Annotated in this window: 20 protein-coding genes; 8 read left to right on the top strand and 12 right to left on the bottom strand. The window is 71.6% G+C overall.

The window, feature by feature from the left end:
* Nucleotides 1-126: 126 nt before the first annotated feature.
* The 5 genes from F4561_RS03055 to ychF form a co-directional block, all read right to left on the bottom strand.
* A complete protein-coding gene (locus F4561_RS03055) occupies nucleotides 127-6,408 on the bottom strand; it encodes a conjugal transfer protein (RefSeq protein WP_184574559.1) in 6,282 nt (2,093 codons plus the stop codon).
* Nucleotides 6,409-6,420: 12 nt separating this feature from the next.
* Nucleotides 6,421-6,753: a hypothetical protein gene (locus F4561_RS03050; RefSeq protein WP_184574557.1), complete on the bottom strand. Its 333-nt coding sequence runs from the start codon at nucleotides 6,751-6,753 to the stop codon at nucleotides 6,421-6,423.
* Between the two features lie 77 nt (nucleotides 6,754-6,830).
* Nucleotides 6,831-7,832 (bottom strand): conjugal transfer protein, encoded by a 1,002-nt coding sequence (locus tag F4561_RS03045; protein WP_184574555.1) that lies wholly within the window; start codon nucleotides 7,830-7,832, stop codon nucleotides 6,831-6,833.
* Between the two features lie 392 nt (nucleotides 7,833-8,224).
* Nucleotides 8,225-8,761: a hypothetical protein gene (locus tag F4561_RS03040; protein WP_184574553.1), complete on the bottom strand. Its 537-nt coding sequence runs from the start codon at nucleotides 8,759-8,761 to the stop codon at nucleotides 8,225-8,227.
* Between the two features lie 160 nt (nucleotides 8,762-8,921).
* Nucleotides 8,922-10,016 (bottom strand): redox-regulated ATPase YchF, encoded by a 1,095-nt coding sequence (ychF, locus tag F4561_RS03035; protein ID WP_184574550.1) that lies wholly within the window; start codon nucleotides 10,014-10,016, stop codon nucleotides 8,922-8,924.
* 322 nt (nucleotides 10,017-10,338) lie between these two features.
* On the opposite strand from ychF, the gene F4561_RS03030 reads away from it, so the two are divergent.
* The 3 genes from F4561_RS03030 (at nucleotide 10,339) to F4561_RS03020 (ending at nucleotide 13,408) form a co-directional block, all read left to right on the top strand.
* Nucleotides 10,339-11,292: an FkbM family methyltransferase gene (locus F4561_RS03030; protein ID WP_184574548.1), complete on the top strand. Its 954-nt coding sequence runs from the start codon at nucleotides 10,339-10,341 to the stop codon at nucleotides 11,290-11,292.
* Nucleotides 11,293-11,474: 182 nt separating this feature from the next.
* The gene (locus F4561_RS03025) at nucleotides 11,475-12,833 is read left to right on the top strand and encodes a DNA recombination protein RmuC (protein ID WP_184574547.1); all 1,359 of its coding nucleotides are present in this window, start codon (nucleotides 11,475-11,477) and stop codon (nucleotides 12,831-12,833) included.
* Nucleotides 12,833-13,408 (top strand): DUF6542 domain-containing protein, encoded by a 576-nt coding sequence (locus F4561_RS03020; protein ID WP_312885114.1) that lies wholly within the window; start codon nucleotides 12,833-12,835, stop codon nucleotides 13,406-13,408. Before F4561_RS03025 ends, F4561_RS03020 begins: the two co-directional genes overlap by 1 nt.
* Before the next feature lie 649 nt (nucleotides 13,409-14,057).
* On the opposite strand, the gene F4561_RS03015 is transcribed toward F4561_RS03020, so the two are convergent.
* The 4 genes from F4561_RS03015 to F4561_RS03000 form a co-directional block, all read right to left on the bottom strand.
* Nucleotides 14,058-14,357, bottom strand: coding sequence for an exodeoxyribonuclease VII small subunit (locus F4561_RS03015; RefSeq protein ID WP_184574545.1), 300 nt, complete (start codon nucleotides 14,355-14,357; stop codon nucleotides 14,058-14,060).
* Nucleotides 14,354-15,589, bottom strand: a complete 1,236-nt coding sequence (gene xseA / locus F4561_RS03010; protein ID WP_184574543.1) for an exodeoxyribonuclease VII large subunit — start codon at nucleotides 15,587-15,589, stop codon at nucleotides 14,354-14,356. Before xseA ends, F4561_RS03015 begins: the two co-directional genes overlap by 4 nt.
* Before the next feature lie 57 nt (nucleotides 15,590-15,646).
* Nucleotides 15,647-16,483 (bottom strand): patatin-like phospholipase family protein, encoded by an 837-nt coding sequence (locus F4561_RS03005; protein WP_184574541.1) that lies wholly within the window; start codon nucleotides 16,481-16,483, stop codon nucleotides 15,647-15,649.
* A gap of 83 nt (nucleotides 16,484-16,566) precedes the next feature.
* Nucleotides 16,567-17,622, bottom strand: a complete 1,056-nt coding sequence (locus tag F4561_RS03000; protein WP_184574539.1) for a LacI family DNA-binding transcriptional regulator — start codon at nucleotides 17,620-17,622, stop codon at nucleotides 16,567-16,569.
* A gap of 424 nt (nucleotides 17,623-18,046) precedes the next feature.
* Here F4561_RS03000 and F4561_RS02995 point away from each other — a divergent pair, with 424 nt between their 5' ends.
* From F4561_RS02995 to F4561_RS02980, 4 genes are all read left to right on the top strand, one after another.
* Nucleotides 18,047-19,111, top strand: coding sequence for a class I mannose-6-phosphate isomerase (locus F4561_RS02995; protein WP_221445347.1), 1,065 nt, complete (start codon nucleotides 18,047-18,049; stop codon nucleotides 19,109-19,111).
* Nucleotides 19,112-19,196: 85 nt separating this feature from the next.
* The gene (locus tag F4561_RS02990) at nucleotides 19,197-20,156 is read left to right on the top strand and encodes an ABC transporter substrate-binding protein (RefSeq protein WP_184574537.1); all 960 of its coding nucleotides are present in this window, start codon (nucleotides 19,197-19,199) and stop codon (nucleotides 20,154-20,156) included.
* Nucleotides 20,153-21,658, top strand: coding sequence for a sugar ABC transporter ATP-binding protein (locus tag F4561_RS02985; RefSeq protein ID WP_312885113.1), 1,506 nt, complete (start codon nucleotides 20,153-20,155; stop codon nucleotides 21,656-21,658). The genes F4561_RS02990 and F4561_RS02985 overlap by 4 nt, the downstream gene beginning before the upstream one ends.
* Nucleotides 21,659-21,892: 234 nt before the next feature.
* Nucleotides 21,893-22,906 (top strand): ABC transporter permease, encoded by a 1,014-nt coding sequence (locus F4561_RS02980; protein WP_184574535.1) that lies wholly within the window; start codon nucleotides 21,893-21,895, stop codon nucleotides 22,904-22,906.
* Nucleotides 22,907-23,086: 180 nt separating this feature from the next.
* Here F4561_RS02980 and F4561_RS02975 read toward each other — a convergent pair whose 3' ends face one another.
* Nucleotides 23,087-23,623, bottom strand: a complete 537-nt coding sequence (locus tag F4561_RS02975) for a DUF8129 domain-containing protein (RefSeq protein WP_184574533.1) — start codon at nucleotides 23,621-23,623, stop codon at nucleotides 23,087-23,089.
* Between the two features lie 322 nt (nucleotides 23,624-23,945).
* Here F4561_RS02975 and F4561_RS02970 point away from each other — a divergent pair, with 322 nt between their 5' ends.
* Nucleotides 23,946-24,917, top strand: a complete 972-nt coding sequence (locus tag F4561_RS02970; RefSeq protein ID WP_184574531.1) for a 4-hydroxy-3-methylbut-2-enyl diphosphate reductase — start codon at nucleotides 23,946-23,948, stop codon at nucleotides 24,915-24,917.
* 52 nt (nucleotides 24,918-24,969) lie between these two features.
* Here F4561_RS02970 and F4561_RS02965 read toward each other — a convergent pair whose 3' ends face one another.
* A complete protein-coding gene (locus tag F4561_RS02965) occupies nucleotides 24,970-25,521 on the bottom strand; it encodes a DUF4245 domain-containing protein (protein ID WP_184574529.1) in 552 nt (183 codons plus the stop codon).
* A gap of 30 nt (nucleotides 25,522-25,551) precedes the next feature.
* Nucleotides 25,552-26,187, bottom strand: coding sequence for a TetR/AcrR family transcriptional regulator (locus F4561_RS02960; RefSeq protein WP_184583082.1), 636 nt, complete (start codon nucleotides 26,185-26,187; stop codon nucleotides 25,552-25,554).
* Nucleotides 26,188-26,272 lie beyond the last annotated feature (85 nt).

Raw genomic sequence — 26,272 nt, 5'->3', positions numbered from 1 at the left:
TGCCGAGCGTTCGCGTGCCCTGGTGCCGCGGACGGCTCAAGGTACTCGGGGTACTCGGGGCGTTGCGGGCGCGGACGTCGTCCGTTGCGTGGTCGGCGGTCGGTGGGGGGAAGGCTGGCGTTCGGGTCAACGCGGCACCTCCCGCGTACTGCGCGACCCCGGTGCCGGGCTCGCAGCGTCGCTGCTGTCGTTCTCGCTGGCCGCGGCGCCGGCACCGTTCGGCCGGAAGCCGCGTACCAGCACCCCGGCCAGGGCCCCGTGCGCGCGGCGCGTCGTGGAGCGCAGCGCCTTGACGTCGACATCCCCGCGGGGCGCCGTCAGGTGGTCGTCCCACGGGATACGGACGATCGCGCGGCACCGACCGCGCGCGACCTGCTCCGCGGCGTCCACATCGGCCAGGCTGCGCTTGCTCACCCCGTTGATCACGACGATCGCGCGGGACCGCAGGCGCGTGTACCCGTGCCCGTCGAGCCACTCGAAGGTCATGGCCATGGCGCGGGCGGCGTCGGTGCTCGCCGGCGCCACGAGCACCAGGCCGTCGACGATGGGCAGGGCGCGCGCCACCCCGGTGGCCGCCGGGTCGAGCAGGGTGAGCCCGTAGTACTCGCCGAGCAGCCCGGTCAGGCCCGTGAAGTCGCGGTCGTCCAGGGTTTGGACGTAGGGGTCGTCAAGGGTGGACACGACCTCCAACCCGCTGCGCGACTGCGTGGAGGTGTAGTTGCGCATCGCCATGTAGCCGCTGATCGCGTCAGCGTTCGCGAGCAGCGACGTCACCGTTTCGGTCGTCTCGGTGCGGATGCGCCGCGACAGGCCGCCCGGACCGGGGTTGACATCCACCGCGACCACCCGCTCGTCGCGGTAGGCGGCCAGTGTGTGGCCCAGCATCAACGTGGTGAGCGACTGCCCGGCGCCGCCCGTGCAGCCCAGCACGACGACGCGGCGCGGACCCTCTATCGGGGTGCGCACGCGTTCGATGTCGCTCTCGGGCAGATCGAAGGTGGGCGCGGCCGTTCCCCCCGTCACCACGCTCGCGAGGCGGCGCCAGCCACGTGTCGACCGGTTCGAACCCGACGTGTTGTCGTTGCGCGCACCGCTGCCTTGCCCGGGTTTGCCGCGGCCGGGCTCGCGGCGCTCGGCGGGCTTGCCGTTGTCGGGCGCCTCGGTGAGGGGGCGCTGCTCGCCGGTCCCGTGGTCCAGTTGGAGGCGGGGCTTCTCCTGCCCGGAATCCCTGCCGCCGGGCGCTGGCGTCGAGGGCGCGGCAGAGGCCGACGACCGTTCCTGCGGGCTCTGGGGCGGCTCCCCCGGCGCGGGCTGCCCGAAGAGGTGGCTGATCCGGCGCGCGTTCTGCGCGACCCGGTTGAACACCCCGTCGTCGTCGGGACGGGACGTCACCATCCCGGAGCCGGACCGCTTATCCGGTTTGGGAGCGTGGGTGGAACGCTGCGGCCCGGACTCCTCAGAGGGAGCGTCGTCGTCCGCCTCCGATCGCGCCGCCGCCCGGCTAGTGGCACCGCGCCGTTCGCGCGACTCGCCCGCGCTTGGCTGCGCCGACTTGGGAACGCGGGTGGGACGCTCCGCCCCGGAGGACTCAGAGGAAACGTCCTCGTCCGCCTCAGACCGTGCCGCCTCCCCCCGGCTATCGGCACCGGCCCACCCATGCGACTCGCCCGCCGCTGGCTGCGGAAGTTCCGCCGCCCCATCCGCGGCGGGCTCCGCAGGATCGGCAGAGGCAGCCGCGGCGGGCTTCGCGGACTTCGGCCCGACCGGGTCCGAGGGTTCCGGTGCCGCTGTCGCGGTTTCCCGCGCGGCCGGTTCCGCGGGGCGTCCGTCGACCTCGCTGACCGTGTCGCCGGTGCCGCCCGGGGTGTCCCGACGGCTCACGCTCTCGTGGGCGTCATCCGCGTCCCGCGCCGTGCGGGAACGCGCCGGTGGCGACTCTTGGGCGGGCTCGGCCGTGGAGGGCGTCCCGCTGGCCTTCCGCCGCCGGTTGGCCCGAATGCTCCGCGAGAGGCGCTGGGAACGCCGCGCCAGCTCTGACCTGGCCGCGGGCTCGGCAGTGCTGGTTTCCTCCCGCGTACCCGGCCTGGCAGCCTCCTTGGTCCTCTCCCGCCGGTCCGTCCCAGCCCCGGACTCATGGCTTCCGAGGGACTCGCCAGACGCGGCCGAGCGAGCACCCGCCGCGCTCGGCTCCGCACTACCGGCGCCAGCCTCCTCCAGTCCGGACCTGGTCGACGACCCCGACACGTCGGAGGGAGCATCGGACGCCGCGTCCCCCACCGCTGTGCCGGCCTCCGCGCCGGTACTGGTTTCCTGTTCCAGCTCAGCCCCGCCGGCTTCGTGCCGAGCGCTCGACTCAGCCAAGGGCTCAGCGACACCGACGGGCTCCCGCGGCGCCGACCCCGTCCCCGGTTCGACGCTCTCCAGCTCCTCACCAGAGACCGCCGGCTCAACCTCCGCAGCTCCTCCGGACTCTTCGCTGGGCCGCCGCGTCTCGGTGTCCTCGGTATCCGGCTCGGCAGCACCAACCGTCGCGCCCGGCTCCGGCCGCTCCCCCGCCGAAGGCACGCCCGAGTCCGACCGCACCGCCGAAACCGGCGTGCCGGAATCCGCGCTGCCGGCACCAGCCTCAACCCCGTGTTCCGGCCCGACCCCGGTCTGGCGGTCCGGCGCCTCGGCAGAGCCAACCGACTGGTCACTCGCCCCGCTCATCCCGACCGCGGGTGTGTCGCCAGGCGCCTCGCGCCGACTGGACCTGGTCGCGGACTCGCCGCCGTCGGAGGCATCGCCAGAGGCAGCCAACCGGCCACCCTGTTCCGCGGGTTCGCTGCCCGCCACGGTGGAGTGCGACCGCTCGCCCACCGAAAGCGAGTCCGATCCGCCGCCACCGGCGCCCGGCTCCCGCCGGCCCGCCGCCGCTGCGGACTCACGGCCATCACGGGCGCCGCCAGAGCCGGCCGACCGGTCATCCGGCTTGGCCGCCTCCGACCGTGCCGCCGCCGCTGGCTCGCCAGGCTCCGCACTACCCGCACCAACCCGCGGGGACGACCCCGCACTGTTCGGCTCCTCGGGCCTCTCCGCCGCGCTTCGCGTGTTTTCGGTCCCACGGCCGGACTCGGCACGCCCAACGCGGGCTTCCGTGGACCCCGCTCCGGACCGCGCGGGCGTGCCGGCTGCGGGCTTCGCGGGCTCGCCGGAACCGGTGTGCTGGCTCTTCCGTGCGGGCTGGTCCTCGGGCTGGCCGTGGTCGCGCGGGGCATCCTCGCCCGGCTCCTCCGTACCGCTGGTACCCGACTCGGGAAGTTCGGTGTCCTCGGTCGACTGCCCCTTCTCGGCGCGTCGGGCCGCCCATCGCTGGCGGGCGCGGAACGCGGCGGCCTCGGCGGCTTCCAGGTCCGCTGCTGTGGAGCGCCGCGGCGGGTTCTGCACGGTGGAGAAGCGTTCGTGCTCGCCCGTTCCGTGGTCCAGCTCAAGCGAGGGCTTGTCCGTGGTCGCCTGGGAGTCACCCTGCGAGGCCGCGGGCATGTTCTCCGGCGGGCGGTCGCCCTCGTGCTGGTCGGCGCCGCTGTCCGGCTCCGCAGCGGGGGTCGGCGAGCGCTGGTCCATCGGCGCGGCGGGCGCCGGCGACGCCCGGTCCTGTCGTGCGGCGGACTCCGGCGCGGGACGGTCCTTTCGCGCGGCGCCGCCGTCCGCTGGAGTGCCGCCCTGCTGGTGGCTGTGCTGCTGGTCGCGCTGCGCGGCGCCCGAGCGGCGGAGATCGCGCCCCTGGTCGCGGCTCTCGCGCCCATCTGGCCGGGCCGGGTGGGGATGGTCCGCGGCGTCAGGGGCGCCGGACCCGGGTATCTCGGGTGCCCGCGGCTGCCCGCTCTGGCCCGGCCGGGGTGCCTTCTTCGCCGGCTTGTCCTTCGAGGGCCGGGCAGCGTTCGTGCCCGCGTCGGCGGACGGCTCCGCCGCATCGTTCTCGTTGAACCAGCCCGAGAGCTTGCGCGGCATGGCCGGCTCGCCGCCCTCGCCGGCCTGGGCGAACCGCGGTCGCGGGGGCGGAGGGGTGTCGCTCTTGTTCAGGTGCTGGTCGAGCACGGCCATCCGGTCGCCGCGCGGCTCCGGTTCGGTGCGGTCCGGCTCTTCGACCGTCGCGGGCTCCCGATCCTCGGTGGGCTGATCCTGCGCCTCGCCGCGGGTGCGCGTGTCCTCGCCGCTGTCGCCGCGCGCGGGCTCGCCCCTGGTCTCGCGGGGTCCGCCGCCGAGGAGGTGGGACAGGCTCCGGTGCTCGTCGGTGCCGTGGTCCAGTTGCAGCTCGGGTTTGCTGCTCCCGGACGCCTGGGCAGCGTCCGCGGCCGGCGCCGGGGCAGGCGGCTCCTCCGGGCCGTGCTCCTCGGGGGTCTCCGGGCCGCCCTCTTCCCGCGCCTCCGGGCCGTCCTGGTCCTGGCGCAGGCCGGGCAGGTTCCACGGTTCCGCGTGCGGCCTGCCGCGCGGCCGGCTGGTGTCCCGCTCGCGGGCCTCCTGCGGGGCGGCCGGGTCCCCAAGGCCGCGTGCCTGCGTGCGCTCGGCAGGAGGCGGGGCCACCGCCCGCTCCCGCGTGCCGGCTCCGGGCTCGGCCCCGGTGGCCCGCGTCTCGGCCTCCGGCTCGGCGTTGGCGGCGGGGGCGGGCCGCTCCTGCTGGCGGCGCTGGCCGGTTTCGCCATCAGTGGCCGGTCGGGCGCCGGTGCGCTCCGGGGACTCCGGTCGTGCGCCGGCAGCCGGCGCGGGCCGCTTGCTGCCCTCGGCGGCCTCGGCGGACTGCGGTTGTGCGCCGGCGGACTCCGCGGGCCGCTCGCGCTCGCGGCGCCGGCTGATCTCCATACTCTGGCTGCGGCCCCGAAGCCGCCGCTGCGGCGACAGCCCCTGACCGCGCGCGGAAGCGCTGTCGCCCGCACGAGCGTTGCCGGTGCGCCGCGGTTCCGCCGAGCCTGCCTGCTCGGCTTCGGCCGGCGGTTCCGCGCGGGTTCCGGTGACGGCCTCGGCCTTGGGGGGTTCGGGGGCGGCCATCATCTCTTCGGCGTGCCGGCGCGCCATGGTGGCGCGGTCCTCGGCGCTTTCGCCGGTGCCCTCGGTGTTGTCGGAATCCGGCGCGGCCATAGGGCCGGTGTCGGCGGCCTCGTAGGCGGCTTTGGACGACAGCGGCCACGGGGTGTGTCCCGAGGAGGCGCGCAGGCTGCCGAACCACTCCGTTTCCTTGCGCTGGACGTGGGGCGCCTCGGGCTCCTCCGGTACCGGGAACTCTTCCGGGATCGGCTCACGGATCGGGTTTCGCGTCCGCGCGTTGGCACGTCCGGAGCGGGCGCTGCCCCCCTTCTTCCCTTTCTTCCCCGCTTCCGGCTGCCCGGGCATCCTGTGCAGGGCGAAACCGAAGTAGTTGAGGATCTTGACCCCAATGCCCCGGGTGTCGGCGTGCTCGCGGTCAGGCTCCGGCTCGCTGTCGTGCCCGGCCGGGCTCTCCTCGCCGGTGCGTGCGGCGGGCGGCGCGGCCGGTTGCGGTGGCGCCGGCCCGGACCTCGTGGCCGCCGCGGGCGCGGCCGGCTCCTCGCGCGGGCTCTCCGTGCCGCTGGCGGCGGGCGGGACGATCGTGGGCGTTGCGGGCCCGCGCGTCTCCTGTGCCGGCTCCGGCTCCGGTGCCGCATCCGGCTCGCGCCGCTCGTAGTCCTCCGGGCGCTCGTGCCGCGTGCCGTTGGCTTCCGTGTGCTCCCGCCGATCGAGCGGGGGTGGCCCGAAGTACGGTTCGCTCTCGTTCTCCTCGGGCTCCGGGGCGTGTGTCAGGGGCGGCGCGGGCGCGGCGCTCGCCACTGGCGTGCCGCGCGCGGCGGCGTTGCGCGCGGCCTCGGCCCGCCGGCCTTCGCGGACCCGTTCGAGCTCCCGCGGCCCGCTGGTGGGGGCGGCGTCCAGGGCCGGTGCGGGCTCGGCGGGCGGCCCGGAGAGCTCGGTGGCGCCCTTCTTCGCTCCCTTCTTGGCGCGCTTCTTGACGGCCTTCGTGCGCACCGCGGGCAGCGGACCGGCGGCGGGGTGGCGGTGCCAGACGCGGACGGTGACGGTGACCTGACCGGCCTCTCCCTCGGGGGCGAGGCGGGTGTAGACCCGCGCCTCGGTCACGAACCGCCCGTACGACAGCAGCAGCTCGGTGAGGCGCTTGCCCTCGATGACCGGGCGGGTGGCGGCCCACGTGATGAGAAAGGGCGGGACCAGCCAGACAACCTGCCACGGCGACTCGAGCGGAGACGGGATCCGGAGCAGGCCCATCAGGGCGAACCAGGTAATGCAGACGCCCAGGTACACACCAAGGGTGACGACCGGAAGCGGCGTGGGCAGCCGGAAATCGTAGAGCTTATAGAGCCGCTTCTCGATGCGCCAGATATTGGTGTACGTGGGCAGATCCACGTCCCTGGCCTCCTAGTCCTCCGTCGATACGCCCATTGCGCCAGCGATGGCCTCCGCGGTGACCTCGATGATCCCTGGGACGTAGAAGACGATTCCAATGAAAATCGCGAGGATGATGAACTGCGCGAACCTGGTGATCTCCCTCGTGAACAGGAAGAAGATCGCCACGATCGAGACGATCACCAGGAAGAGGGGGCCGAAGAAGCCCCGCAGGAAGTCGGCCAGCCCTTCGGTGTCCGGGGCGTCGTCGGTGGCCTCCGCGAGCACGGTTACGGTGTCGGCGCCGAACGCACCACTCCCGACGTCCGAAATCAGGGGGATGACACTGGAAAACAGGGGGTCCATCTAGCGCCCGCCCTCCCGTGTCGCATTTCTGAGCTGCATGGTCGTTCGTGTCTCCTTGGCTTCTGCCCCGCCGCGGGTCAGTCGTTGAATGACTGGGGGGCTCCTTGAATGTCGCGGACGTACCAGTTTCCGCCGTCCTTGACGACCGTCAACTGGTACGTCTGGCGGATGTTGGTGGGGGTGGTCTCCTCGTCGGCGCCCGGAAGCTGCCACACCACTGTGGCCGTGGCCTCCCGCACGTCCTCGCCATTACCGGAGCCCACCGGAACGACGACGTCGTCGACCTCCTGGAAGCTCACGGTGTCCGCGGGGAGCTCGGTGACGCTCGCTCCCGGCTCAACGTAACGGGTGAGATGGTCGGGGGTTTCGGCGTAGGCCTCGAAAAATCCTTCGAGGTTCGCCTGGAGTTCATCACGGACGGCGGTGTCGTTCTCGATGGCGTCACCGCCGGGAAGCTCCGCTGTTGAGGGGGCCGCGAGCAGCGCCGGCGGCCCGGAGACGACCAGGGCCGCGTTCTCGTCCGCGTAGACCGGGACGTCGAGGCTCATGGGCTCGCCGTTGACGTCGGCGCTGAGCGTGACGACGGCGTTCTCATCGTCCTGGACATCGATGGTGGCGACTTCGATGTTCTCTCCGGTGAGCTCACCACTGACATTGTCGAAGGCGGAGGCCTCCCCCTCGGGGACGAACTCGGCGAGCACCTCGGCGCGCTCGCGCTCCCCGTTCGCACCGGCGGTCTCCTCGCCGTTCAGGTAGGCATTCGCGAAGCGCACGGCGAACGCTGAGGCGGCGGTGGTGGGGAAGTCCGGCCCGGAGTCGTCGGCCGTCTCCTCCTCCGACGGCTGGGCAAGACCGCCGCGGAACGGCAACCAGATGCCGTTGAAGATGACAACAATGATGAACGCCCATAGCACCGCCCGGCCCAGCCACACCCACCAGCGGCCACCGGAACCGGCCCGGGGGCGCCGGCCCCGCCGGGTGGGTTGGGGCGCGTAGCCGGCGTCGTAGTCATCGAAGTCGGCCGCCACGGCTTCCTCCTGCGAGGTGGCGCCGCGTCGCGCGGTCGACCTGCCAAACATTCACGCCTCTCCCATCCGTGCGCAGACGCCCGGCCACCGGGCGCGCGCATCACCGACCCTTGTCTACCCCATACCTATGGTGCGGCATTGTCCCGGAACATGGTCGCCAATACGGGGCCGTGTTTTATCTCCGGCGCACGTTCTACCCCCGCAGTCAACACACCAATAGTCCACAACCAGGGCGATACGTCACCAAGCGTCGCGAAAAGGCGAGGTCAGACGACGTTTCTGGGTTGACCGGAAAGGGACACGTCACTGTTCCGGCAGGTAGAGGTATCCCTGGTGGTCCGGGGGTCTGCGCGCCTTTGCGAGGGCAACAGTATCGCTCATCGGACCGGGCTGATAAGCACGGGGAGAGACGATCGGGATCACACGGTAGTGCGGGCCGTGACCTACGAGGGAGCCAGTCCCCGCTCGGTCGCGGTCGATCGGGACAACGCGGGTATCGCCGCGAACACGAGCAGCGCGACACCGGCGAGCACGGCGCCGGCCGAGGGCGCCCATTGCACGCCCGCGCCAGCGTGCACCACCGCGGCGACGACCGCCACCAGCATCAGCAGTGCTCCCAGCTCCGCGTACCGCCCGATCCCGAACACCCGTGCCGGCAGGAAGTGCGCCCCGACGACGAACACCACCCACAGCACGACGAGCTGCGGACGGTCCAGAACCTGGGTGAGGACGGCCGCCCCCGCCGGAATGGCGACGACCTCCGCGCCGACGGCGACCCAGTAGACCCAAGGCGATCCCGACCATGACTGGGGGTTGTTCGAGCCGCGGATGATCCCGAACCAGGCGGCCGCGGCCGTCAGGGCCACCCCGGCCACGCGAACGGCCACGTCCCACGGGGCGGGCAGCCCACCGGCATTGACCAGCACAAATACCGCGCCGAAAAGCACGCCGACAAGCGCGAAAAGCCGCCCCAGGTTCACTGTTTTCCTCCACCGGAATTTCCCCGCCGGCCTTGCGCTGTTGCCGTTTCCTCTTGCGCATACCTTGGCACGGAATCCGCACGCGTGCGCACCCGATGTGTGGCGGGGACCTGGCCGCCCGCCGCGTAGTAGGAGGGCAGATGCCGCCGTGGCGCCGCGGTCACACGTTGAAGCGGAACTCCACCACGTCGCCGTCGGCCATGACGTACTCCTTGCCCTCCATGCGGACCTTGCCAGCGGCACGCGCGGCCTGCATGGTGCCGGCCGCGACGAGGGCATCGTAGGAGACCACCTCGGCCTTGATGAACCCGCGCTGGAAGTCGGAGTGGATGGCCCCCGCGGCCTCGGGGGCGGTGGCGTCCTTCCGGATGGTCCAGGCCCGCGCTTCCTTGGGCCCCGCGGTGAGGTAGGTCTGCAACCCGAGTGTGGCGAACCCGACACGGGCGAGCTGGGCGAGCCCGGATTCGTTCTGGCCCAGGGACTCCAGGAGCTCGGCCGCCTCGTCGTCCTCCAGCTCGGCCAGCTCGGCCTCGATCTTGGCGTCGAGGAAGATCGCCTCGGCCGGCGCGACCAGGTCCTGCAGCTTGCCGCGCAGCGCCTCGTCGGCCAGCTCGTCGTTTTCGAGGTTGAAGACGTAGATGAACGGCTTCACCGTGAGCAGGTTCAGCTCGCGGATCAGGGAGAGGTCGATGCCGCGGTCCGCGGCGCCCGTGGACAGGGCGCGCCCCTCGTCGAGGACCTCGGCCGCCGCGCGGGCGGCGGCGAGCGTCTCCTGGACGGTCTTGTCCTTGGCGTTGCGCTTGGCGTCCTTCTCCAGCCGCGGCAGCGCCTTCTCCAGCGTCTGCAGGTCGGCCAGGATCAGCTCGGTGTTGATGGTCTCGATGTCGCGGGACGGCTCGATCTCGCCGTCGACGTGGGTCACGTCGGCGTTCTCGAAAGCCCGGATGACCTGGCACACGGCATCGCACTCGCGGATGTTGGCGAGGAACTGGTTGCCCAGCCCTTCGCCCTCGGAGGCGCCGCGGACGATGCCGGCGATATCGACGAAGTCCACCGTGGCCGGAATGACTTTCGCCGAGTCGAACATCCCGGCGAGCACGCCGAGCCGGGGGTCGGGCACCCCCACGACACCGACATTGGGCTCGATGGTCGCGAACGGGTAGTTCACGGCCAGAGCGTCGTTCTTGGTCAGGGCATTGAACAGCGTGGACTTGCCGACGTTGGGCAGGCCGACGATACCGATAGACAGGCTCACGCCTACCGAGTCTAGGTGGTTCGCGACCTCTGGACTCCCGGTCGCCGCGTCACCGGTCCGGCGTGGGCGAATATCGGTCGCGGCACACCTGGACGTTCCGGTAACACGCTGCTGATCTTTGGATGAAATGGCCTGCGGTCGCAGCGGCCGCGGAGTACGTTCGATACTGCCGCCCGGTGCCCAGGCATTCGCTGACCCCCGCTCCCGGGCGTCCCGCCCGTCCTTGAGAGCACGACACGTCGACCGCGGGCTGAACGCGGCGCGGAGATCGCGGCCGTCCCCGCGAAGATACTCCATCCACGCCAGATTTGAGGGATGCCCTGTGGTTCCGGACCAGGTGCGAGCCTTTGTTCGACGCCACCCGATGGTGCGCCGGGCCACCCAGCGGATCCGCGTCCACCTCCCGCGACGCCTCGGAGGAATCGACAGAGCCCATGTGCCCCCGCGGGTGCGCAGCTTCGAGCTGTCCCTTCCCCGCCGAGAGGGCGCCGTGGGGATCGGACCCGCGGCGCTGGAGTTCACCACCTCCGGCGAGTTCAGTGTGCCCAAGCAGCTCCAAGAGGCGGGGCTGGCCGGCTACGAGCCCGAGACGGTCGCCTGCTTCCTCGCTGTCCTGGAGCACGCCCGCGCGGGAGCGGTGCTCGACATCGGGGCGAACGTGGGGCTATACGGGCTGCTCGCCGCCGCGCGCAGCCACCGGCCCGTGTTCTCCTTCGAGCCCACACCCGACCTCGCGGAGACCGCGCGAAACCTGGCCGCGTCGAACGACCTCACCATGGAGGTGGTCCAGCTCGCGGTGAGCAACCACAGCGGGTCCGCGCCCCTGAAGCTCTCCGCCAACTCGGACGCCTCGAACTCGCTCGCCGCGGGCTTCCGCCCGGAGTTCGGCCGGGTCCAGGTGGAGGTCGACACGCTTTCCCACTGGCGCGAGCGCGCCGGGGCCATCCCGGCGGTCCTCAAGATCGACACCGAGACCACCGAACCCGACGTCATCGCGGGTGGGCTCGAAGTGCTGCGCCGGTTCCGCCCGTGGGTGTTCTGCGAGGTGCTGCCCGACCGGGGGGTCGAGGAGCGCCTCATGGCACTGCTGGAGCCGCTCGACTACAGCTGGCACCACCTGGGCGACGATCCGCCCTGCCCGAGGCGCAACGTCATCGACGGCCGGGGGGCCGGTTCCCACGAGCGCATGTGGCTCTTCGCGCCAACCCCACCGCGGGACGAGCTGTGGGAACTGACCTGTGGCTGGCGGCGCGCCCTCAAAGCCTGCGAGGCATAGCGGCCCCGGAGCGGTGGACTGGCTTGTTTCGGAACGCGTAATTTTTGGCCGAAGCTGAGACCGAAAACAGGATTCCCCGGTGGTGGCCGCCCGCACGGAGTGCCCGTTCTGATGGTGTTCGTGGCGCTTCCCGCGCGTGGCGGGAACGCCCCAGTCGCCGGACGTTGAGAGCATGGGCCGCTATGGACGGCCTTTACTTGATCTTGGTGCTGCTGATCGGGATCGCGATCGGCGTGCTCGTGGGATGGCTACTCGCCCGCGGCCGCACCGCGGAGTCCCGGGCGCGGGCACAGGCCTCCGAGGAGCGCGCGGCCTACATCGAGAAGCAGCTCGGCGACCGCTTCCGGGCGCTCTCCGCCGAGGTCCTGGACACCACCAACCAGCGGTTCCTGGAGATGGCCGAAGGGCGGCTGCGCGCGGTGGGCACGGAGGCCGGCCACGACATGGAGCGGCGCCGCCAGGCCGTCGAACAGCTCGTCGAACCGCTCAAGGAAACGCTGTCCCGTGTTGAGACCCAGCTCCGCGAGGTCGACGCCGGGCGCCGTGCGGCGCACGCCGAGCTCGCCAAGCAGGTCGACTACGTGCGCGAGGGGTCGGAGCGGCTGCGCGATCAGACCCAGTCCCTCGTCAGCGCGCTGCGCCGGCCCGAGGCTCGCGGCCGATGGGGAGAGCTGCAGTTGCGGCGCGTGGCCGAGCTGGCGGGCATGGCGGCCTACTGCGACTTCGAGGAGCAGCCGAGCGCGCGCACCACCGAGGGGACGCAGCGGCCCGACATGGTCGTGCGGCTGGCGGGCGGCAAGAACATCATCGTGGACTCCAAGGTCTCGCTGGCCGCGTACCTGGAGTCCGTGGAGAGCGGCGACAGCGACACCCGGGAGAGCAAGCTGGACGCGCACGCCAAGCACCTGCGCACGCACGTCGACCAGTTGGCCGCGAAGTCGTACTGGGCCGCGTTCAGCCCGACTCCGGAGTTCGTGGTGCTGTTCATTCCGGGCGAGGCGTTCCTGGCACCGGCCCTGGACCGCGACCCGGGACTGCTGGAGTACGCGATGGAGCGCCGGGTGCACATCGCCACCCCGACAACGCTGATCTCCCTGCTGCGCACCGCGCAGTACGCGTGGCAGCAGGAGGCGCTGAGCGAGAACGCGCGTACCGTCTTCGAGTTGGGGAAACAACTCCACAGCAGGCTCGCGACCCTCGGCGGGCACATGGATGGCCTCGGCAAGGCGCTCACGCGCACCGTCACCGCCTACAACCAGACGGTCGGCTCCCTGGAGAGCCGGGTCCTGGTGACCGCCCGCCGGTTCAGTGATCTGGGGCTCGTGGAGACGGAGCTGGACCGGCCCAAGGGGGTGGACGAGCAGGCCCGGCCGCTCAGCTCGGCGGAGATGACCGCCTCGGAGGCCGGTGACGGCGCGGACGGCGCCGCACCGGAACCGCCGGGAGACCGTATCGCGGTCAACGGCGCGCCGTTCGGCGACGCGCCGCGGGCCGACATGGCCCCCTGGAACGAGGCCGAGTCTTCGCCAAGAGTGACATAATGAGTACTATGGGTAGTGCAAGGGGGCGCGCGGAGATGGTGACGCGGAAGGGCAGCGGCTCGGCCGGTTCCCAGGCGCCCTTCTTCGTCGGGCGATCGCGGAGTCGCGCGTCCGCCGCGTCCTCGTCGGCTCCGGCGCCTCGCCAGCCCAAACCGGGCACGACGGTCCGTCTCACGGGCCGGGGCGGGATTGTCGTGATCGTACTGGTCACTTTCGTCGCCGGGCTGCTGGCCCACCTCACCGGGGTACGGGCGATCTCCGGCGGCGCCTTCACAACGGTGTGCGTCCTGGCAGCACTGCTCGTACGCCCGGCCGAGCTGCTCTCGCTCTCGGTCAGCCCGCCGCTGGCGTACTTCGCGGGGGCGCTCCTCACCGAGGTCCTGCTGGCGCTCGGCAGCGAGGGGTTCGTGCGCAGTGTGGCGATCAGCATGGGCAGCCAGCTCGCCCATGTCGCGCCCTGGCTGTTCCTCGGAACGGCACTCGTGCTCATCATCACCTGTTTCCGCGGCCTGCCGCGAAACATCCGCACCCTCAACGACGAGCTCAACGGGCGCCCTCAACGCCGCCGCTCGTGAGGGGTCCACTCACCGGTGACGCACGCGCATGGACACGCGAGCGACGGGGGCAGCGACGGCGCTGGGTGGCCGGGGTGCGTGCGTACCGGTGCGGTGGGCACGTGGTGGCGCACGCAACGAGGGCAGCGAGGGCCGCGGGTGGGCCGGGCCGGCGGTAGTCGGTGCGGGTGCCCGATGGTGGCGCACCCGACGGAAGCAGCGAGGACGGCGTAGGGCTCTGGGGGTGCTTCCTGGTGCCGCCCGCCACGAGGCTCGGGACCTCCACTGCCTGGATTTTTGTGCCGATCTTGAGGATTGCGTTCCTTTGCGGCGCGGTAAAGGAACGCAATCCGCAAGATCGACGCCCAGACCGTTCACAATCCGGACATAGCGGGCGCACGGAGGCTCACGCCGCACCGAAACCGACCGTGCGGACAGATTCGGCGCCGAGAACGTCCCCACAGACACTCTCGGCGCGCCCCAGCACCGAGAACCACACCACAGACACCCCCACTGGCCCCCACCACCAGCCGCCGCCCCCGTTACACGCCCCACCACCGGGCACCCGCACCGATCACTGGGGGCCGGCCCATCCGGCGCCTTCGCTGCTCTCGGCCGATACGCCAACGCCGGATACCCGCACCGACCACCGCATGCCCGGCCATCCGCGCTAGAACGGGGTCCCGGACTCCTCGCTGCTGGTCTCGCCGTTCGGCCCGTTCTCCCCGTCGGCCTCCTGCATGGCCACGGCGAGCCGGGCGCGGGCGCCCTCCAGCCACTGTTCGCAGGTCTTGGCCAGCGCCTCGCCCCGCTCCCACAGCGCCAGGGACTCCTTGAGGGTGAGCCCACCCGACTCCAACTGGCGCACGACCGCGTTCAGCTCGTCGCGCGCCTCCTCGTAGCTCAGCTCGGGTTCGGCCGCCGCGGCGCCGTTCGTGTCGTCGCCGGCCGCGGTGCTGCTCTCGCTCATGCGCTCTCTTCCTGTTCCTCTGTGGCCTCGATCTCGCCCGCGGTGGCGGTCATGCTGTCGTCGGCGAACCGCAGCCGCAGCGTCTCGCCCGGCGTGACCTCGGTGGCCGACCGCACGACGGCGCCGTCGGCGCGCTGCACGATCGCGTAGCCGCGCGCGAGGGTCGTCGCCGGCGAGAGCACCAGCAACCGGGCGCGGGTGTGGTGCAGGTCGTCGGCGGCGCGGTCCAGGCTGGCGGACACGCAGCGGCGGGCGCGGTCGCGCAGCCCGGTGACCTGCTCCGTGAGGCGGTCGATCTCGCGAAGCGGGCTGGCCAGCACCGGACGCGAGCGGATCCCCGCCAACCACGCCTCCTCGCGCGCGAGTCCGCCCTCGACGACCCGCCGGCCGCGGTCGCGCAACTGCCGGATGAGCTGCAGCTGCTCGCCGACGTCGGGGATCGACCGCTTCGCGGCATCGGTGGGAGTGGAGGCGCGGACGTCGGCGACCAGGTCGAGCAACGGGGTGTCCTGCTCGTGCCCGATCGCGCTGACCACGGGCGTGCGTGTGGCCGAGACGCCGCGCACCAGGGCCTCGTCGGAGAACGGGAGCAGGTCCTCAAGCGACCCGCCGCCCCGCGCGATGATGATGACGTCGACCTCGGGGACGGCGTCGAGCTCCTTGAGAGCGTTCAGCACCTCACCCACCGCGCGGTCGCCCTGCACCGCGACCTCGCGCACCTCGAACCGCACGGCCGGCCACCGGCGTTTCCCGTTCTCCAGGACATCGCGCTCGGCCGCGGACCCGCGCCCGCAGACGAGCCCCACAGTGTTCGGCAGGAACGGCAGCGCCCGCTTGCGGTGCTCGGCGAAGACCCCCTCGGCGGCCAGGGTCTTGCGCAACTGCTCCAGGCGGGCGAGCAGCTCGCCCAGCCCGACGTGCCGGATCTCCTGGGCCAGCAGTGAGAACGTGCCCCGGGCGACGTAGAAGTCGGGCTTGGCGTGCACCACCACACGGGCCCCGGCCTCAGGTGGCGGGTTGGCCGCCTCCAGCACCCGCACCGGACACACCACGCGCACCGACACGTTGGCGACCGGGTCGCGCAGCGTGATGAACACGGTGCCGCCGCGCCGGTTCAGCTCGGCGACCTGGCCCTCGACCCAGATACGGCCGAGCCGGCCGATCCAGCCGGAGACCGCCTGCAGGACCACGCGGACCGGCTGCGGCGATTCGGCGGAGCTCTCCATCCCCATAGGACCCCAAGCCTAGAGGAGAGCGACGACAGAACCGCCGCACAGAGCTGGTGCGCCTCAGTTCCCCCACACCTGCGCCACCGTGCTCCGTTCCGCGGCCGCCTGTGCCCGACCGGCCTCGGCGGACGGGGCGCGCCGGGCGGGGTCGAGCCGGTTCCGCCCGATCGCGGCGACAGCGTCCTCGCCGGGCGTGACGACGATGCTCTCGGGGGCGCTGGGCAGTTGCGCAAGCTCATCGGCTGGCGAGCGCATCGGGCCCAGTCCCCTGCCGATGGGGGCGAGGACAACAACGCGGTCGTACCCCTCGGCCAGGTCGGCGTTGGCCGGCGAGTACATCCCGCCGTCGATGTAGAGGTGGCCGCCGATCGGCACCGGTGGCCAGACACCCGGCACGGCACAGCTCGCGTTGACGGCGTCGACCAGGGAGGCGGGCCCGCCGCGGCGGAACACCTCACGGCGGCCCGTTCGCGCGTTCACGGCCGTGATGCGCAGGTCGGCATCCGGCCAGGAGTGCGAGGTCAGCCGCTGCCGCATGACCTCTCGGCGCTCGGTGAGCGACGAGCGCGCCGAGGAGTGGGCGACCCGGCCGATCCGGGCCCGTCCCCGGTCGGGGTCGCGCTCGGTGAACATCGCCAACCCGATCCGGGCGATCGCCGACATCGGCAGCCGCATCGCGACCTCGCCGTCCACCGGACGCAACTGCCGGGCGAACAGGTCCGCGAGTGGGGTCCCGGAGGTGAGCTGCGCGCCGACCACCGACCCGGCCGACGTGCCCACGATCAGGTCGGCACCGGTGAGATCGGTCCCGGCCTCCTGGAGGCCGGTGAGGATGCCGAGCTGCCAGGCGATCCCGGTGATACCACCGCCGCCCAGGACCAGCGCCCTACCTGTCACGATCGTCCCCTTTCCTGTGGCGTGCCGGCTCAGGATAGCCGCACGGAGGCCGCGGCGGTGGCGGGTACCGGCCTTGCGGCGCCCTACCCCTGGGCGACGCGCGGCGCCGGCTGCCTGGTCCCCAGATCGACACCGCGATCCACCAGGTAGGTGGGGACCACGTAGTTCGTCAGCGGCGGAGTGCTCGTGCGGATGCGCTGGAAGGTGAGCTCGGCGGCGAGGCGGCCGAGCGCCCGGGTGTCGTACCCGACGACCGTGACCGGGTACGGGAGCAGGTGCGCGAACTCGAAATCGTCGAAGCCGGCGAGGCGGACCCGGGACCGGCGAGCCACCAGCTCCTCAAGCGCGCCGGTCAGGATCCGGTTGTTGCCGCAGAAGACGGCGCTCGGCGGGTCGGGCGCGTCGAGCATCCTGCCGACCGCGTCGGCGGCGGTCTCGGGCTTGTCCGAGTAGACCTCGGTGAAGTGCGCCTGCTCGGCGATGCCGGCCGCCGCCAGCTCCTCGCTCACCCCGGCCACGCGCTCGCCCATGGTGTAGCTGTTCAGCGAGTCGGTGATGACGCCGATGCCGCGGTGCCCCTCGTTGATGAGCCGGCGCACCAGCTCGCGTGCGCCGTTGCGGTTGTCGATGAGCACGGTGTCCCCGTCGAGGCCGGCGGGCGGGCGGTCGATGAAAACGACGGGGGTGCCGCGGTCGATCTCGGCGCGCAGGTAGGACTGGTCGTCGCCGGTCGGCACGATGATCAGGGCGTCGACGCGCCGCTCGCACAGGTCCAGCACCAGCTCGCGCTCGCGGTCGGGGTTCCAGCCCGAGCTCGCCGTGATCAGCTGGGTGTTGTGGCGCTGGGTCACCTCCGCGGCCGCTGCGGCGATCGTGGAGTAGAACGGGTTGGCGAGGTCCAGGATGATCAGCCCGATGGTGGAGGTCTCCTGGCCGCGGCGCAGGTTCGCGGCCGCGTTGTTGCGCTGGAAGCCCAGGTCGCGCATTGCCCGCAGGACGCGTTCGGCGAGCTCGGGACGCACTGTCGCAACGTTGTTGGCGACCCGCGACACGGTCTTCAGGCTCACCCCGGCGGCCTTTGCGACGTCGACCATGGTGGGCCGGCGCGTGGCGGGCGGCTCTGGGGCGGGGTCGGTCATCGGTCAGGCTCCCTTGGCTCCGATGGTGGCGCGGGCGTGCGCACCGGCGGGCGCGGTCGCGTGGCCTGGGCCGGCTCGGCGGCCACGTGACCGGCTCGCGTGCGGCAGCACCCGCCAGACAGGCCCCGACCGGCGCTAGGACAGCGGATCCGGCGGAACGGCCGCCGGGTTCCGGGGCCCGGCGGCCGGGCACGCTGTGTCACTCGCCGGACTCGTTGCTGCGTAACGTACGCCATACGAACTGTCGAGGCAACGTTGTCTCGATCCTGACCGCCTACCCACTCCTCCGGACAGCCACACCCGCGCCACACTCGGAAATTCGCTGGTCATTGAGTACCGAGCAGCTCACACCCCTTGACACTTACTAGTGAACTGGATCACTCTGCTTTGGACAACGTTGTCTCAATAGCAGGGAGGTGGGCGGGTGCGCCCCGTGCACATGCCGGTCGAGGTGATGGAGCACTTCTACCGCGGCGGACACGCCATCCGTGCTCTGCGCGGCGGGCCGCAGCGATGTGAACGCTCACCCGAGGAGTGGCTGGCTTCGGTGACGGCGCGGTTCGGTGCGGAGCCCGCTGGGCTGAGCCGGCTGCCGGACGGGGCGTTCCTGCGCGACGCGATCGCCGCCGACCCGCAGGGATGGCTGGGTGCGGACCACCATGCGCGCTTCGGCGCGCGCACCGGGGTGCTCGCGAAGCTGCTGGACGCGGGCGAGCGCCTTCCGGTGCACCTGCACCCCGATCGCGACTTCGCGCGCCAGCACCTGTCATGCGGCCACGGCAAGACCGAGGCGTGGATCGTGCTCGCGGCGGAGCCCGGCGCCACCGCCCACCTCGGTTTCTCGGTGCCCGTGGACCGCGCCGAGCTCACCGGTCTGGTTCAGCGCCAGGACCCCGCAGAGCTGCTCTCGCGGATGCACGAGGTCCCACTGCACGCCGGCGACACGGTTCTCGTGCCCGCGGGGCTGCCCCACGCGCTCGGCGCCGGCGCGTTCGTGCTGGAGGTACAGGAGCCCACCGACTTCTCGATCCTGCTCGACTGGCGCGGTTTCGCGCTGGACGGCCCGGCCGAGGGGCACCTGGGGTTGGGCTTCGACCTGGCACTGGAGGCGGTGCGGCGCGATCCGCTGAGGCGCGGCGAGGTCGAGGCGCTGCGCCTCAGCGGAGCAGCGAACGCCGGCGCCGCCGACCACCTCCGAAGGCTGCTCGCCGAGGAGGCGGAACCCTACTTCCGCGCCGATCTGGTGCGGCCCGCGACCTCCGCGGCCGTCCCCGCCGGCTTCGCGGTACTGGTCGTGCTGCACGGCAGCGGAGAGCTGCGCACACGTGCGGGCGAACACGTCGGCCTGGCGCGCGGCGACGTGCTCGCGGTTCCGCACGCCGCCGGCCCGCTGTCGGTGCGCGGCGACGTCACCGCGGTGCTGTGCCGCCCGCCCGAGCCCACTGGCCCGCGCCCCGCCGCGGCCGGAACCCCGGATACGAAGACCTGACCCATGGGCGCGCCGCCCTGTCGGCGCGCCCCAACTCCGAGGAGGCGGCTCCGCCTCCTTCACGGCGGCAAAGGAAGGGATCCCCATGAACGACCACCGGACCGTGAAACTCACCGTGTCAGCCCTGGCGGCGGGAAGCCTGCTGCTCACGAGCTGCAGTGAGGAGAGCCCGCTCAGCGAATCCGAAGAGGGCGGGGAGGTGGAGACGGTCGGCCTGATGGTCCAGGACCTCAGCAACCCCTTCTTCAGCGCCATGCAGGAGGGGGTCGAGGAGGCCGCCGAGGAGATGGGCGCCACCGTCGTCACCGAGGATGGCCGGCAGGACCTGGGCGCGCAGAACGAGCACATCGACGCCTTCATCCAGCAGGACATCGACGTGCTCCTGATCAACCCGGTCGACTCCGAGGGGATCGGGGCGGCCGTGGACCGGGCGGTGGAGGCGGGGATCACGGTCGTGGCGGTCGACGTCGCTGCCGAGGGCGCCGAAGCCACGATCACCTCGGACAACGTCCAGGCCGGCGAGCTGGCCTGCCAGCACCTCTTCGACGAGATCGGCGGCGAGGGCGAGATCCTCATCATCGACGGGACCCCGATCTCCTCGGTGCAGGACCGGGTCGAGGGCTGCGAGACCGTCATGGAGGACTACCCCGACATCGAGGTGGCCAGCCACCAGCACGGTGACAACAACCGCGACGAGGCCCTCACCGTGGCCACCGACATGCTCACCGCCAACCCCGACGTGGACGGCATCTTCGCCATCAACGACCCCACGGGGTTGGGCGCGGCGCTGGCTGCCGAGCAGGCCGGCATCTCCGACCTGGAGATCGTCGGGGTCGACGGTTCCCCCGAGGCCGAGGAGGAGCTGGCCAAGGAGGACTCGATGTTCGTCGCGACGGCCGCGCAGGACCCCAAGCTGCTCGGCGTCACCGGGCTGGAGATGGCCTCGGAGCTGCGTGCTGACGAGGAGCTGGAGGAGGACACCCGGCTGGTCGAGACCGAGCTGATCACCCCGGACAACCTGGACGAGTACGAGGGCTGGCAGTGAGCGGCGCTCCCCTGCTGCGGATGGCCGGCGTCAGCAAGAGCTTCCCGGGCGTGCGCGCCCTCACCGAGGTCAGCTTCGAGCTGCACCCCGGTGAGGTGCACGCCCTGATGGGCGAGAACGGCGCCGGCAAGTCCACCCTGATCAAGATGCTCGCCGGGGTGCACTCCCCCGACTCCGGCGGCATCGAGATCGACGGGCGGGCCGTCAGCATCGACAGCCCGCAGCGCGCGGCCAGCCTGGGCATAGCAGTGATCCACCAGGAGCTGAACCTCGCTCCCAACCTGACGGTCGCGCAGAACCTCGCTCTGGGCCAGGAGCCGCGCACCCGGTGGGGGCTGGTCGACCGGGCGCGCATCCGCGGCGACGCGGTGCGCAAGCTGGAGCGTGTCGGCGCCTACGTCGACCCCGACACCCCCGTGGGGCAGCTCAGCGTCGGCATACAGCAGGTCGTGGAGATCGCGCGGGCCGTCGCGCAGGACGCCCGCGTGCTTGTCCTGGACGAGCCCACGGCGGCACTGTCCGAGTCCGAGGCGCAGCGGCTGTTCGAGCTGGTCGGGGAGATGCGGCGGAACGGGATGGGACTGATCTACATCAGCCACCGGATGGAGGAGGTCTACCAGATCGCCGACCGGGTCACCGTCTTCCGGGACGGGGAGTGGGTCGACACCTCCCCGCGCGGCGATGTCACCCCGGAGCAGGTCGTCTCCCGCATGGTGGGCCGCGAGCTCACCGACCTGTACGCGCGCACCCGGCACGTGCCGGGTGAGGTCGCGCTGGAGGCGCGCGGGGTCAGTGACGGTGCGGGCGTGGGCCCGGTCGACCTGCACCTGCGTGCCGGCGAGGTCGTCGGGCTGGCCGGGCTCATCGGGGCGGGGCGCACCGAAGTGGCGCGCCTGCTGTTCGGCGCCGAGCGCGCCAAGACCGGCGAGATCCGGCTCGCCGGCCAACCGGTCCGGCTGCGCAGCCCGCGCGACGGAATCAGCAACGGCATCGGGCTGGTCCCGGAGAGCCGCAAGGAACAGGCGCTGTTCCTGGACATGACGGTCCGCGACAACGTCGTCGTCACCGGGCTCGGCGAGGTCAGCGACTTCGGTGTGCTGCGGCGGACCCGCATCGCCCACCGCGTCAACGAGCAGGTCGAGGCGCTTCGGGTGCGCTGCTCCTCGGCACTGCAGCGCGTGCGGCACCTTTCCGGCGGCAACCAGCAGAAGGTGGTGCTGGGCCGGTGGCTGGCGATCAGGCCCCGGGTGCTGCTGCTGGACGAGCCGACACGCGGCGTCGACGTCGGCGCGAAGCACGAGATCTACAAGATCATCGACGGCCTGGCCCATGAGGGGGTTGCCGTGCTGGTCGTCTCCTCCGACCTGCCCGAGGTCCTCGGTGTCAGCGACCGGATCATCGTCATGCGCAATGGGGTCATCGCCGGTGAGCTCGGCCGCGACGAGGCGACCGAGGAGTCGGTCATGCTCCACGCGACCGGCGTGGCCAGCGGGACCCATTAGGGCGGCCGTGATGGATTCGTCCGCAGCGAGCGCCGCTGGCGCACGAGGCGCCGCGCTCAGGACCGCTGCCGCTCGCGCGCGGCCGCAGGGGGAGCCGGGGCGGCTTCCCCTGCGGCCGGCCAGAACGCGGCGAGAGCGGCGCTGGGGCGCCGCGCAGCGGGACAGCGCCCCATCGCCTGCCCCAACCGGGATCCCCCCAGAACGCGGCCTCCACCGACCAACGAAGGACCCCCAATGACCGAGAACAGTCGTGCCAGCACAACGGCGACCGCGCCCGCGGCCGCCGGCGCCGGCCAGCCGCAGGCGGGCCGGCCCGGCTTCGCCCACCTGTGGGACCGCTACGGCATCCTCGGCGTGCTCACGCTGATGATCGTGCTCATGGCGGTGCTCGCGCCGAACTTCCTCACCATCGACAACGCGTTCAACATCGCCCGGGCGACCTCGATCAACGCGATTCTGGCCGCGGGCATGACCCTGGTCATCCTCACCCGCGGCATCGACCTTTCGGTCGGCTCCAACGTGGCGGTGTGCGGCATCGTCTCGGTGCTGCTGTGGACCAGCGGAATGCCCGCCGCGGTGTGCGTACTCGGCGGCATTCTTGTCGGAGCGCTGTTCGGGCTGCTGAACGGTGCCCTGGTCGCCTATCTCGCGCTGCCGGCGTTCATCGTCACACTCGGCGGCCTGACCTACCTGCGGGGCACCGCCTACCTCCTCACCGACGGCCAGCCGCTGGTCGCGGACGACCTGGGCTTCCGGCTGATGGGAGACGGCTTCTTCGCCGGCGTCCCGGTGCCGGTGATCCTGATGCTGCTGGTCTGCGCCACTCTGTGGTTCGTGCTGCGCTACACCCGGTTCGGCACCGAGGTCTACGCCATCGGCGGGAACCCCGAGGCTGCCCGGTTGGCCGGGATCAAGGTGCGGTGGACGCTGGTGCGGGTCTACGTCATCGGCGGCGCGTGCGCCGGCCTGGCCGGCGTGATCTTCTCCGCGCGGGTCATGTCCGGCCAGCCCACCGCCGGTGAGACCTACGAGCTCGACGCGATCGCCGCCGTGGTGCTGGGCGGCACCAGCCTGATGGGCGGGGTCGGGACGGTGCAGCGGACCCTGATCGGCGCGATGATCATCGGGGTGCTGAGCAACGGTCTGCTGCTGATGAACGTCCCGTTCTTCTACCAACTCATCATCAAGGGGTCCGTCATCGTCCTGGCGGTCGCGATCGACAGCCTCAAGAACTGGAAACGGACCTGAGCGCACTAGAGCGCCGCCGACGCGCCGAAGCGGGTCGGCGGCGCCGGTGCACCGGGTACGAGCCAGTGTGCGGCGGTTTTCGATGCCCGGTTGGCGGGCGCGCGTGGTGGCGGACCGGCGGCCGCGCGCCGGTGCGCCCCGGTGCGCGGCCGATGTGCGCTACCGGGCGAGCGGAGAACCCTACTGGTCTTCGCTCTGCAGCTTGGCGATCCGGTTGTCATACATCCGGATGAACTCCTGGCGCCCCTGGTTGGCGACCTCGTACGCGCGAAGCTCGCGGACCTGCTCCATGGTGAGCTTGCGCAGCCGCGCGCGAATGGAGGGAAGGGTCAGGTCGTCGTAGCCGGGAACGGCCAGGTCCTCGGCGCTCGGGGCCGTGCTCTGGCGGACCTGGTCGAACACCTCGTCGCTGGCCACCTGGGTGTTGGCCTCGGCCACCGCCAGTTCCTCGGCGATGGTGGACTTCTCCTCGGTGTCGAGCGAATCGGTGCTCTCGGCGGAGTCCGCGGCACCATCGGATTCGGCCTCGCCGGTGGTCGCGTCGGCGGGCTTCTCCGTGGTCGTGGCTGCCTTCGCCTCCTCCGGCTGCTGCTCCGCCTCGGTGGGGGTGTCCTCGGCCGTTGCGGATGCCGACGATGTGACGGTGGCGGGCTTCTTGGGCCCGATGACGCCCTTGACCAGGGTCATCAGTTTGCTGGCGATGGACGGATTCGACATTGGACTGGAGGCTCCTGATGATGTTGGCGGGGGTGCCTGGCGGTGTGCGCCCCCGGGACACCCTTCCCTAAGGGAGGGTGGACAGTCTGACGTACACGTGCCGCGCTGACGCTATTCGGTTACGCAGTTCAACCAGAATAGGGGAGCACGGCTTGACTGCCGTGCGGTTAATGTGAACGATTTCGCGACGCTGCGGTCAAGGCGCCGGCCGAACCCGCCCACCTGGACACACCGACCATCCGAGTCCGGTGCGCACCCCGCATGGGTTGCGGCCACGCGCACGGGCAACCGGCCAGCCGCACACGGCCCGTAGGATGGGGGTATGACTGCGACGAATCGCCGCCGTGTCCTGCTCGCCAAGCCCCGTGGCTACTGCGCCGGGGTGGACCGCGCTGTCATCACGGTCGAGAAGGCACTAGAGCAGTATGGCGCCCCAATCTACGTCCGCAAGCAGATCGTGCACAACACGCACGTCGTGCGGCGCATGGAGGAGCGCGGCGCCATCTTCGTCGAGGAGACCACCGAGGTGCCCGAGGGCGCCATTGTTGTCTTCTCCGCACACGGCGTCTCCCCGATGGTCCACGAGGAGGCCAGTCGCCGCCAGCTCAAGACGATCGACGCCACCTGCCCCCTCGTCACCAAGGTGCACAAAGAAGCCAAGCGCTTCGCCGACCAGGACCGCGACATCATCCTGATCGGCCACACCGGCCACGAGGAGGTCGAGGGGACCAGCGGCGAGGCTCCGGAGCACATCCAGGTGGTCGAGAGCCCCGACGAGGTCGACAAGGTCGAGGTGCGCAATCCCGACAACGTCTCCTGGCTCTCCCAGACCACCCTGTCCGTCGACGAGACCAACCAGACGGTCGACGCCCTGCGCGAGCGGTTCCCGAACCTGCTCGACCCGCCGAGCGACGACATCTGCTACGCCACCTCCAACCGCCAGGACGCGGTCAAGGAGATGTCCGCGCAGTGCGACCTCGTACTGGTGGTCGGCTCGGACAACTCCTCCAACTCGGTGCGGCTGGTCGAGGTCGCCCTGGACGCCGGCGCGACCGCCGCGCACCTGATCGACGACGCTTCCCTGATGGAGGAGTCCTGGCTGGCGGGCGTCGAGACGGTTGGCGTCACCAGCGGGGCCTCGGTTCCCGACCTGCTCGTGCAGGAACTGCTGGACCGGCTCGCCGAGCACGGGTTCGGCGACGTCGAGGATGTCGAGACGGCCGAGGAGAACCTGACGTTCTCGCTGCCCAAGGAGCTCCGCAAGGACCTCCGGATCGAACCGGTCAACCACTGAGCGCACTACGGCGGGCGGCCCGTTGGGCCGCCCGTACGTGTACGCACGCGTGTCACTCGCGCGGCCGCAGCGACCCGGCGAGGGTCTCCAGCTCCTTGTAGTCCGCGCTGCCGGTGACGACTACCGTGGCGCCGCCCTCGTCCGCCCGGACCAGTGAGCGCTGCTCTTCCCCCTCGTTCAGGTAACGCTCCCAAGTCGCGTCGCCGATCTCGGACTCGCCGTCGGGATCGCCGTGCTCCGTGGTCCGCGCGACGAACCGCTCGGGCTCAGCGTCACTCATGCTCACCCGGGCGTGCATATCCTCCGGGGTGGCGAAACCCAGGGTCCAGGCGGCGGGCGCGGCGCCACCGCTCTCCTGACCGTCCTCGGCGTCGAGCCGACTGCTGGTGGGAACCCACCCCTCCGGCAGGTCCTCGGGCACGAGGACGGTGTACTCCGCGGTCCGGGAGAGCTCCTGCGCGTCGGAGCCGTAGTCGACGCGGGGGATGTGCTCTTCGTTTCGGGCCGAGACCACGAACGCCATTACAAGAAGGACGGCGACGAGGAGGCCAAGAGCGGCGGCGTAGGCACCAAACGTGGCATCGGCGCGGCTGTAGTTGCTCATGATGGTTCCAGCTTGCCGCAGTCTCGCCGGTCATCGCTCCCGGGGTGGCTCCGCGGCGCCGTGGCGGCCGTGGCGGGGCTGCAACTGCCCCAGCAGTGCCGTGATGTCGTCGGCCAACTGCCGGGCGTCGTCGATGTCGCGCCGCACTACTTCGGTCACGGCGAGCAGCATCGAGCCACTCACCACCATCAGCAGAGCCTCGTCGACGGGCTCGTCGGCCTTGCGGAACAGGGCGACGTTGCGGTTGGTCCACTCGCGCAACCGGGCCCGCAGTTGGGAGTCGAAGCCGGGCGGACCATCGCCGCCGAAGAACAGCCGGGTGGTATCGCGCTCCTCGATGCACCCGTCGAGGTAGGCCCGTGCGGCCACGTTCATCAACCTGGTCGGGTCGCTCTCGCCGCCGGCGCGGGCGTCGGCAACCGCCGTATGGGTGCGGTCCTGCTGGCGCTGCTGGAACTCCTCGTACAACGCCAGGTACAGGTCGGCCTTTCCGGTGAAGTGGTGGTAGAGGCTACCGACGCTGGCACCCGCCTCAGCGACGACCTCGCTGACGCCGGCTCTGGCGAACCCGACCGTGCGGAACACGTGCGCCGCCGCGCTGAGGAGCGCACTGCGCGTGGCCGCCCCGCGGTGCGAGATCCGCGCCGGTTTCTGCACCTTCTCCACTGTCACCTCAGCATCCGTCCCTCCACGTGGCATGCCGCCGGGCTGCCTAGGTCGAGGCTACGTCAGGCGATTACCCTAGGAGCCA

The organism is Lipingzhangella halophila, assembly GCF_014203805.1.
Taxonomy (GTDB): domain Bacteria; phylum Actinomycetota; class Actinomycetes; order Streptosporangiales; family Streptosporangiaceae; genus Lipingzhangella; species Lipingzhangella halophila.
This window is presented reverse-complemented; position numbering and strand designations above follow the sequence as displayed.

Bases quoted from the DNA above. Each gene is read 5' to 3' on its own strand.
- F4561_RS02970 (WP_184574531.1), top strand. From the start codon at position 23,946: ATGACTGCGACGAATCGCCGCCGTGTCCTGCTCGCCAAGCCCCGTGGC.
- F4561_RS02980 (WP_184574535.1), top strand. From the start codon at position 21,893: ATGACCGAGAACAGTCGTGCCAGCACAACGGCGACCGCGCCCGCGGCC.
- F4561_RS02965 (WP_184574529.1), bottom strand. From the start codon at position 25,521: ATGAGCAACTACAGCCGCGCCGATGCCACGTTTGGTGCCTACGCCGCC.
- F4561_RS03025 (WP_184574547.1), top strand. From the start codon at position 11,475: ATGGACGGCCTTTACTTGATCTTGGTGCTGCTGATCGGGATCGCGATC.
- F4561_RS03020 (WP_312885114.1), top strand. From the start codon at position 12,833: ATGAGTACTATGGGTAGTGCAAGGGGGCGCGCGGAGATGGTGACGCGG.
- F4561_RS03045 (WP_184574555.1), bottom strand. From the start codon at position 7,832: ATGTTTGGCAGGTCGACCGCGCGACGCGGCGCCACCTCGCAGGAGGAA.
- F4561_RS03000 (WP_184574539.1), bottom strand. From the start codon at position 17,622: ATGACCGACCCCGCCCCAGAGCCGCCCGCCACGCGCCGGCCCACCATG.
- F4561_RS02975 (WP_184574533.1), bottom strand. From the start codon at position 23,623: ATGTCGAATCCGTCCATCGCCAGCAAACTGATGACCCTGGTCAAGGGC.
- F4561_RS02990 (WP_184574537.1), top strand. From the start codon at position 19,197: ATGAACGACCACCGGACCGTGAAACTCACCGTGTCAGCCCTGGCGGCG.
- F4561_RS03015 (WP_184574545.1), bottom strand. From the start codon at position 14,357: ATGAGCGAGAGCAGCACCGCGGCCGGCGACGACACGAACGGCGCCGCG.
- xseA (WP_184574543.1), bottom strand. From the start codon at position 15,589: ATGGGGATGGAGAGCTCCGCCGAATCGCCGCAGCCGGTCCGCGTGGTC.
- F4561_RS03050 (WP_184574557.1), bottom strand. From the start codon at position 6,753: ATGGACCCCCTGTTTTCCAGTGTCATCCCCCTGATTTCGGACGTCGGG.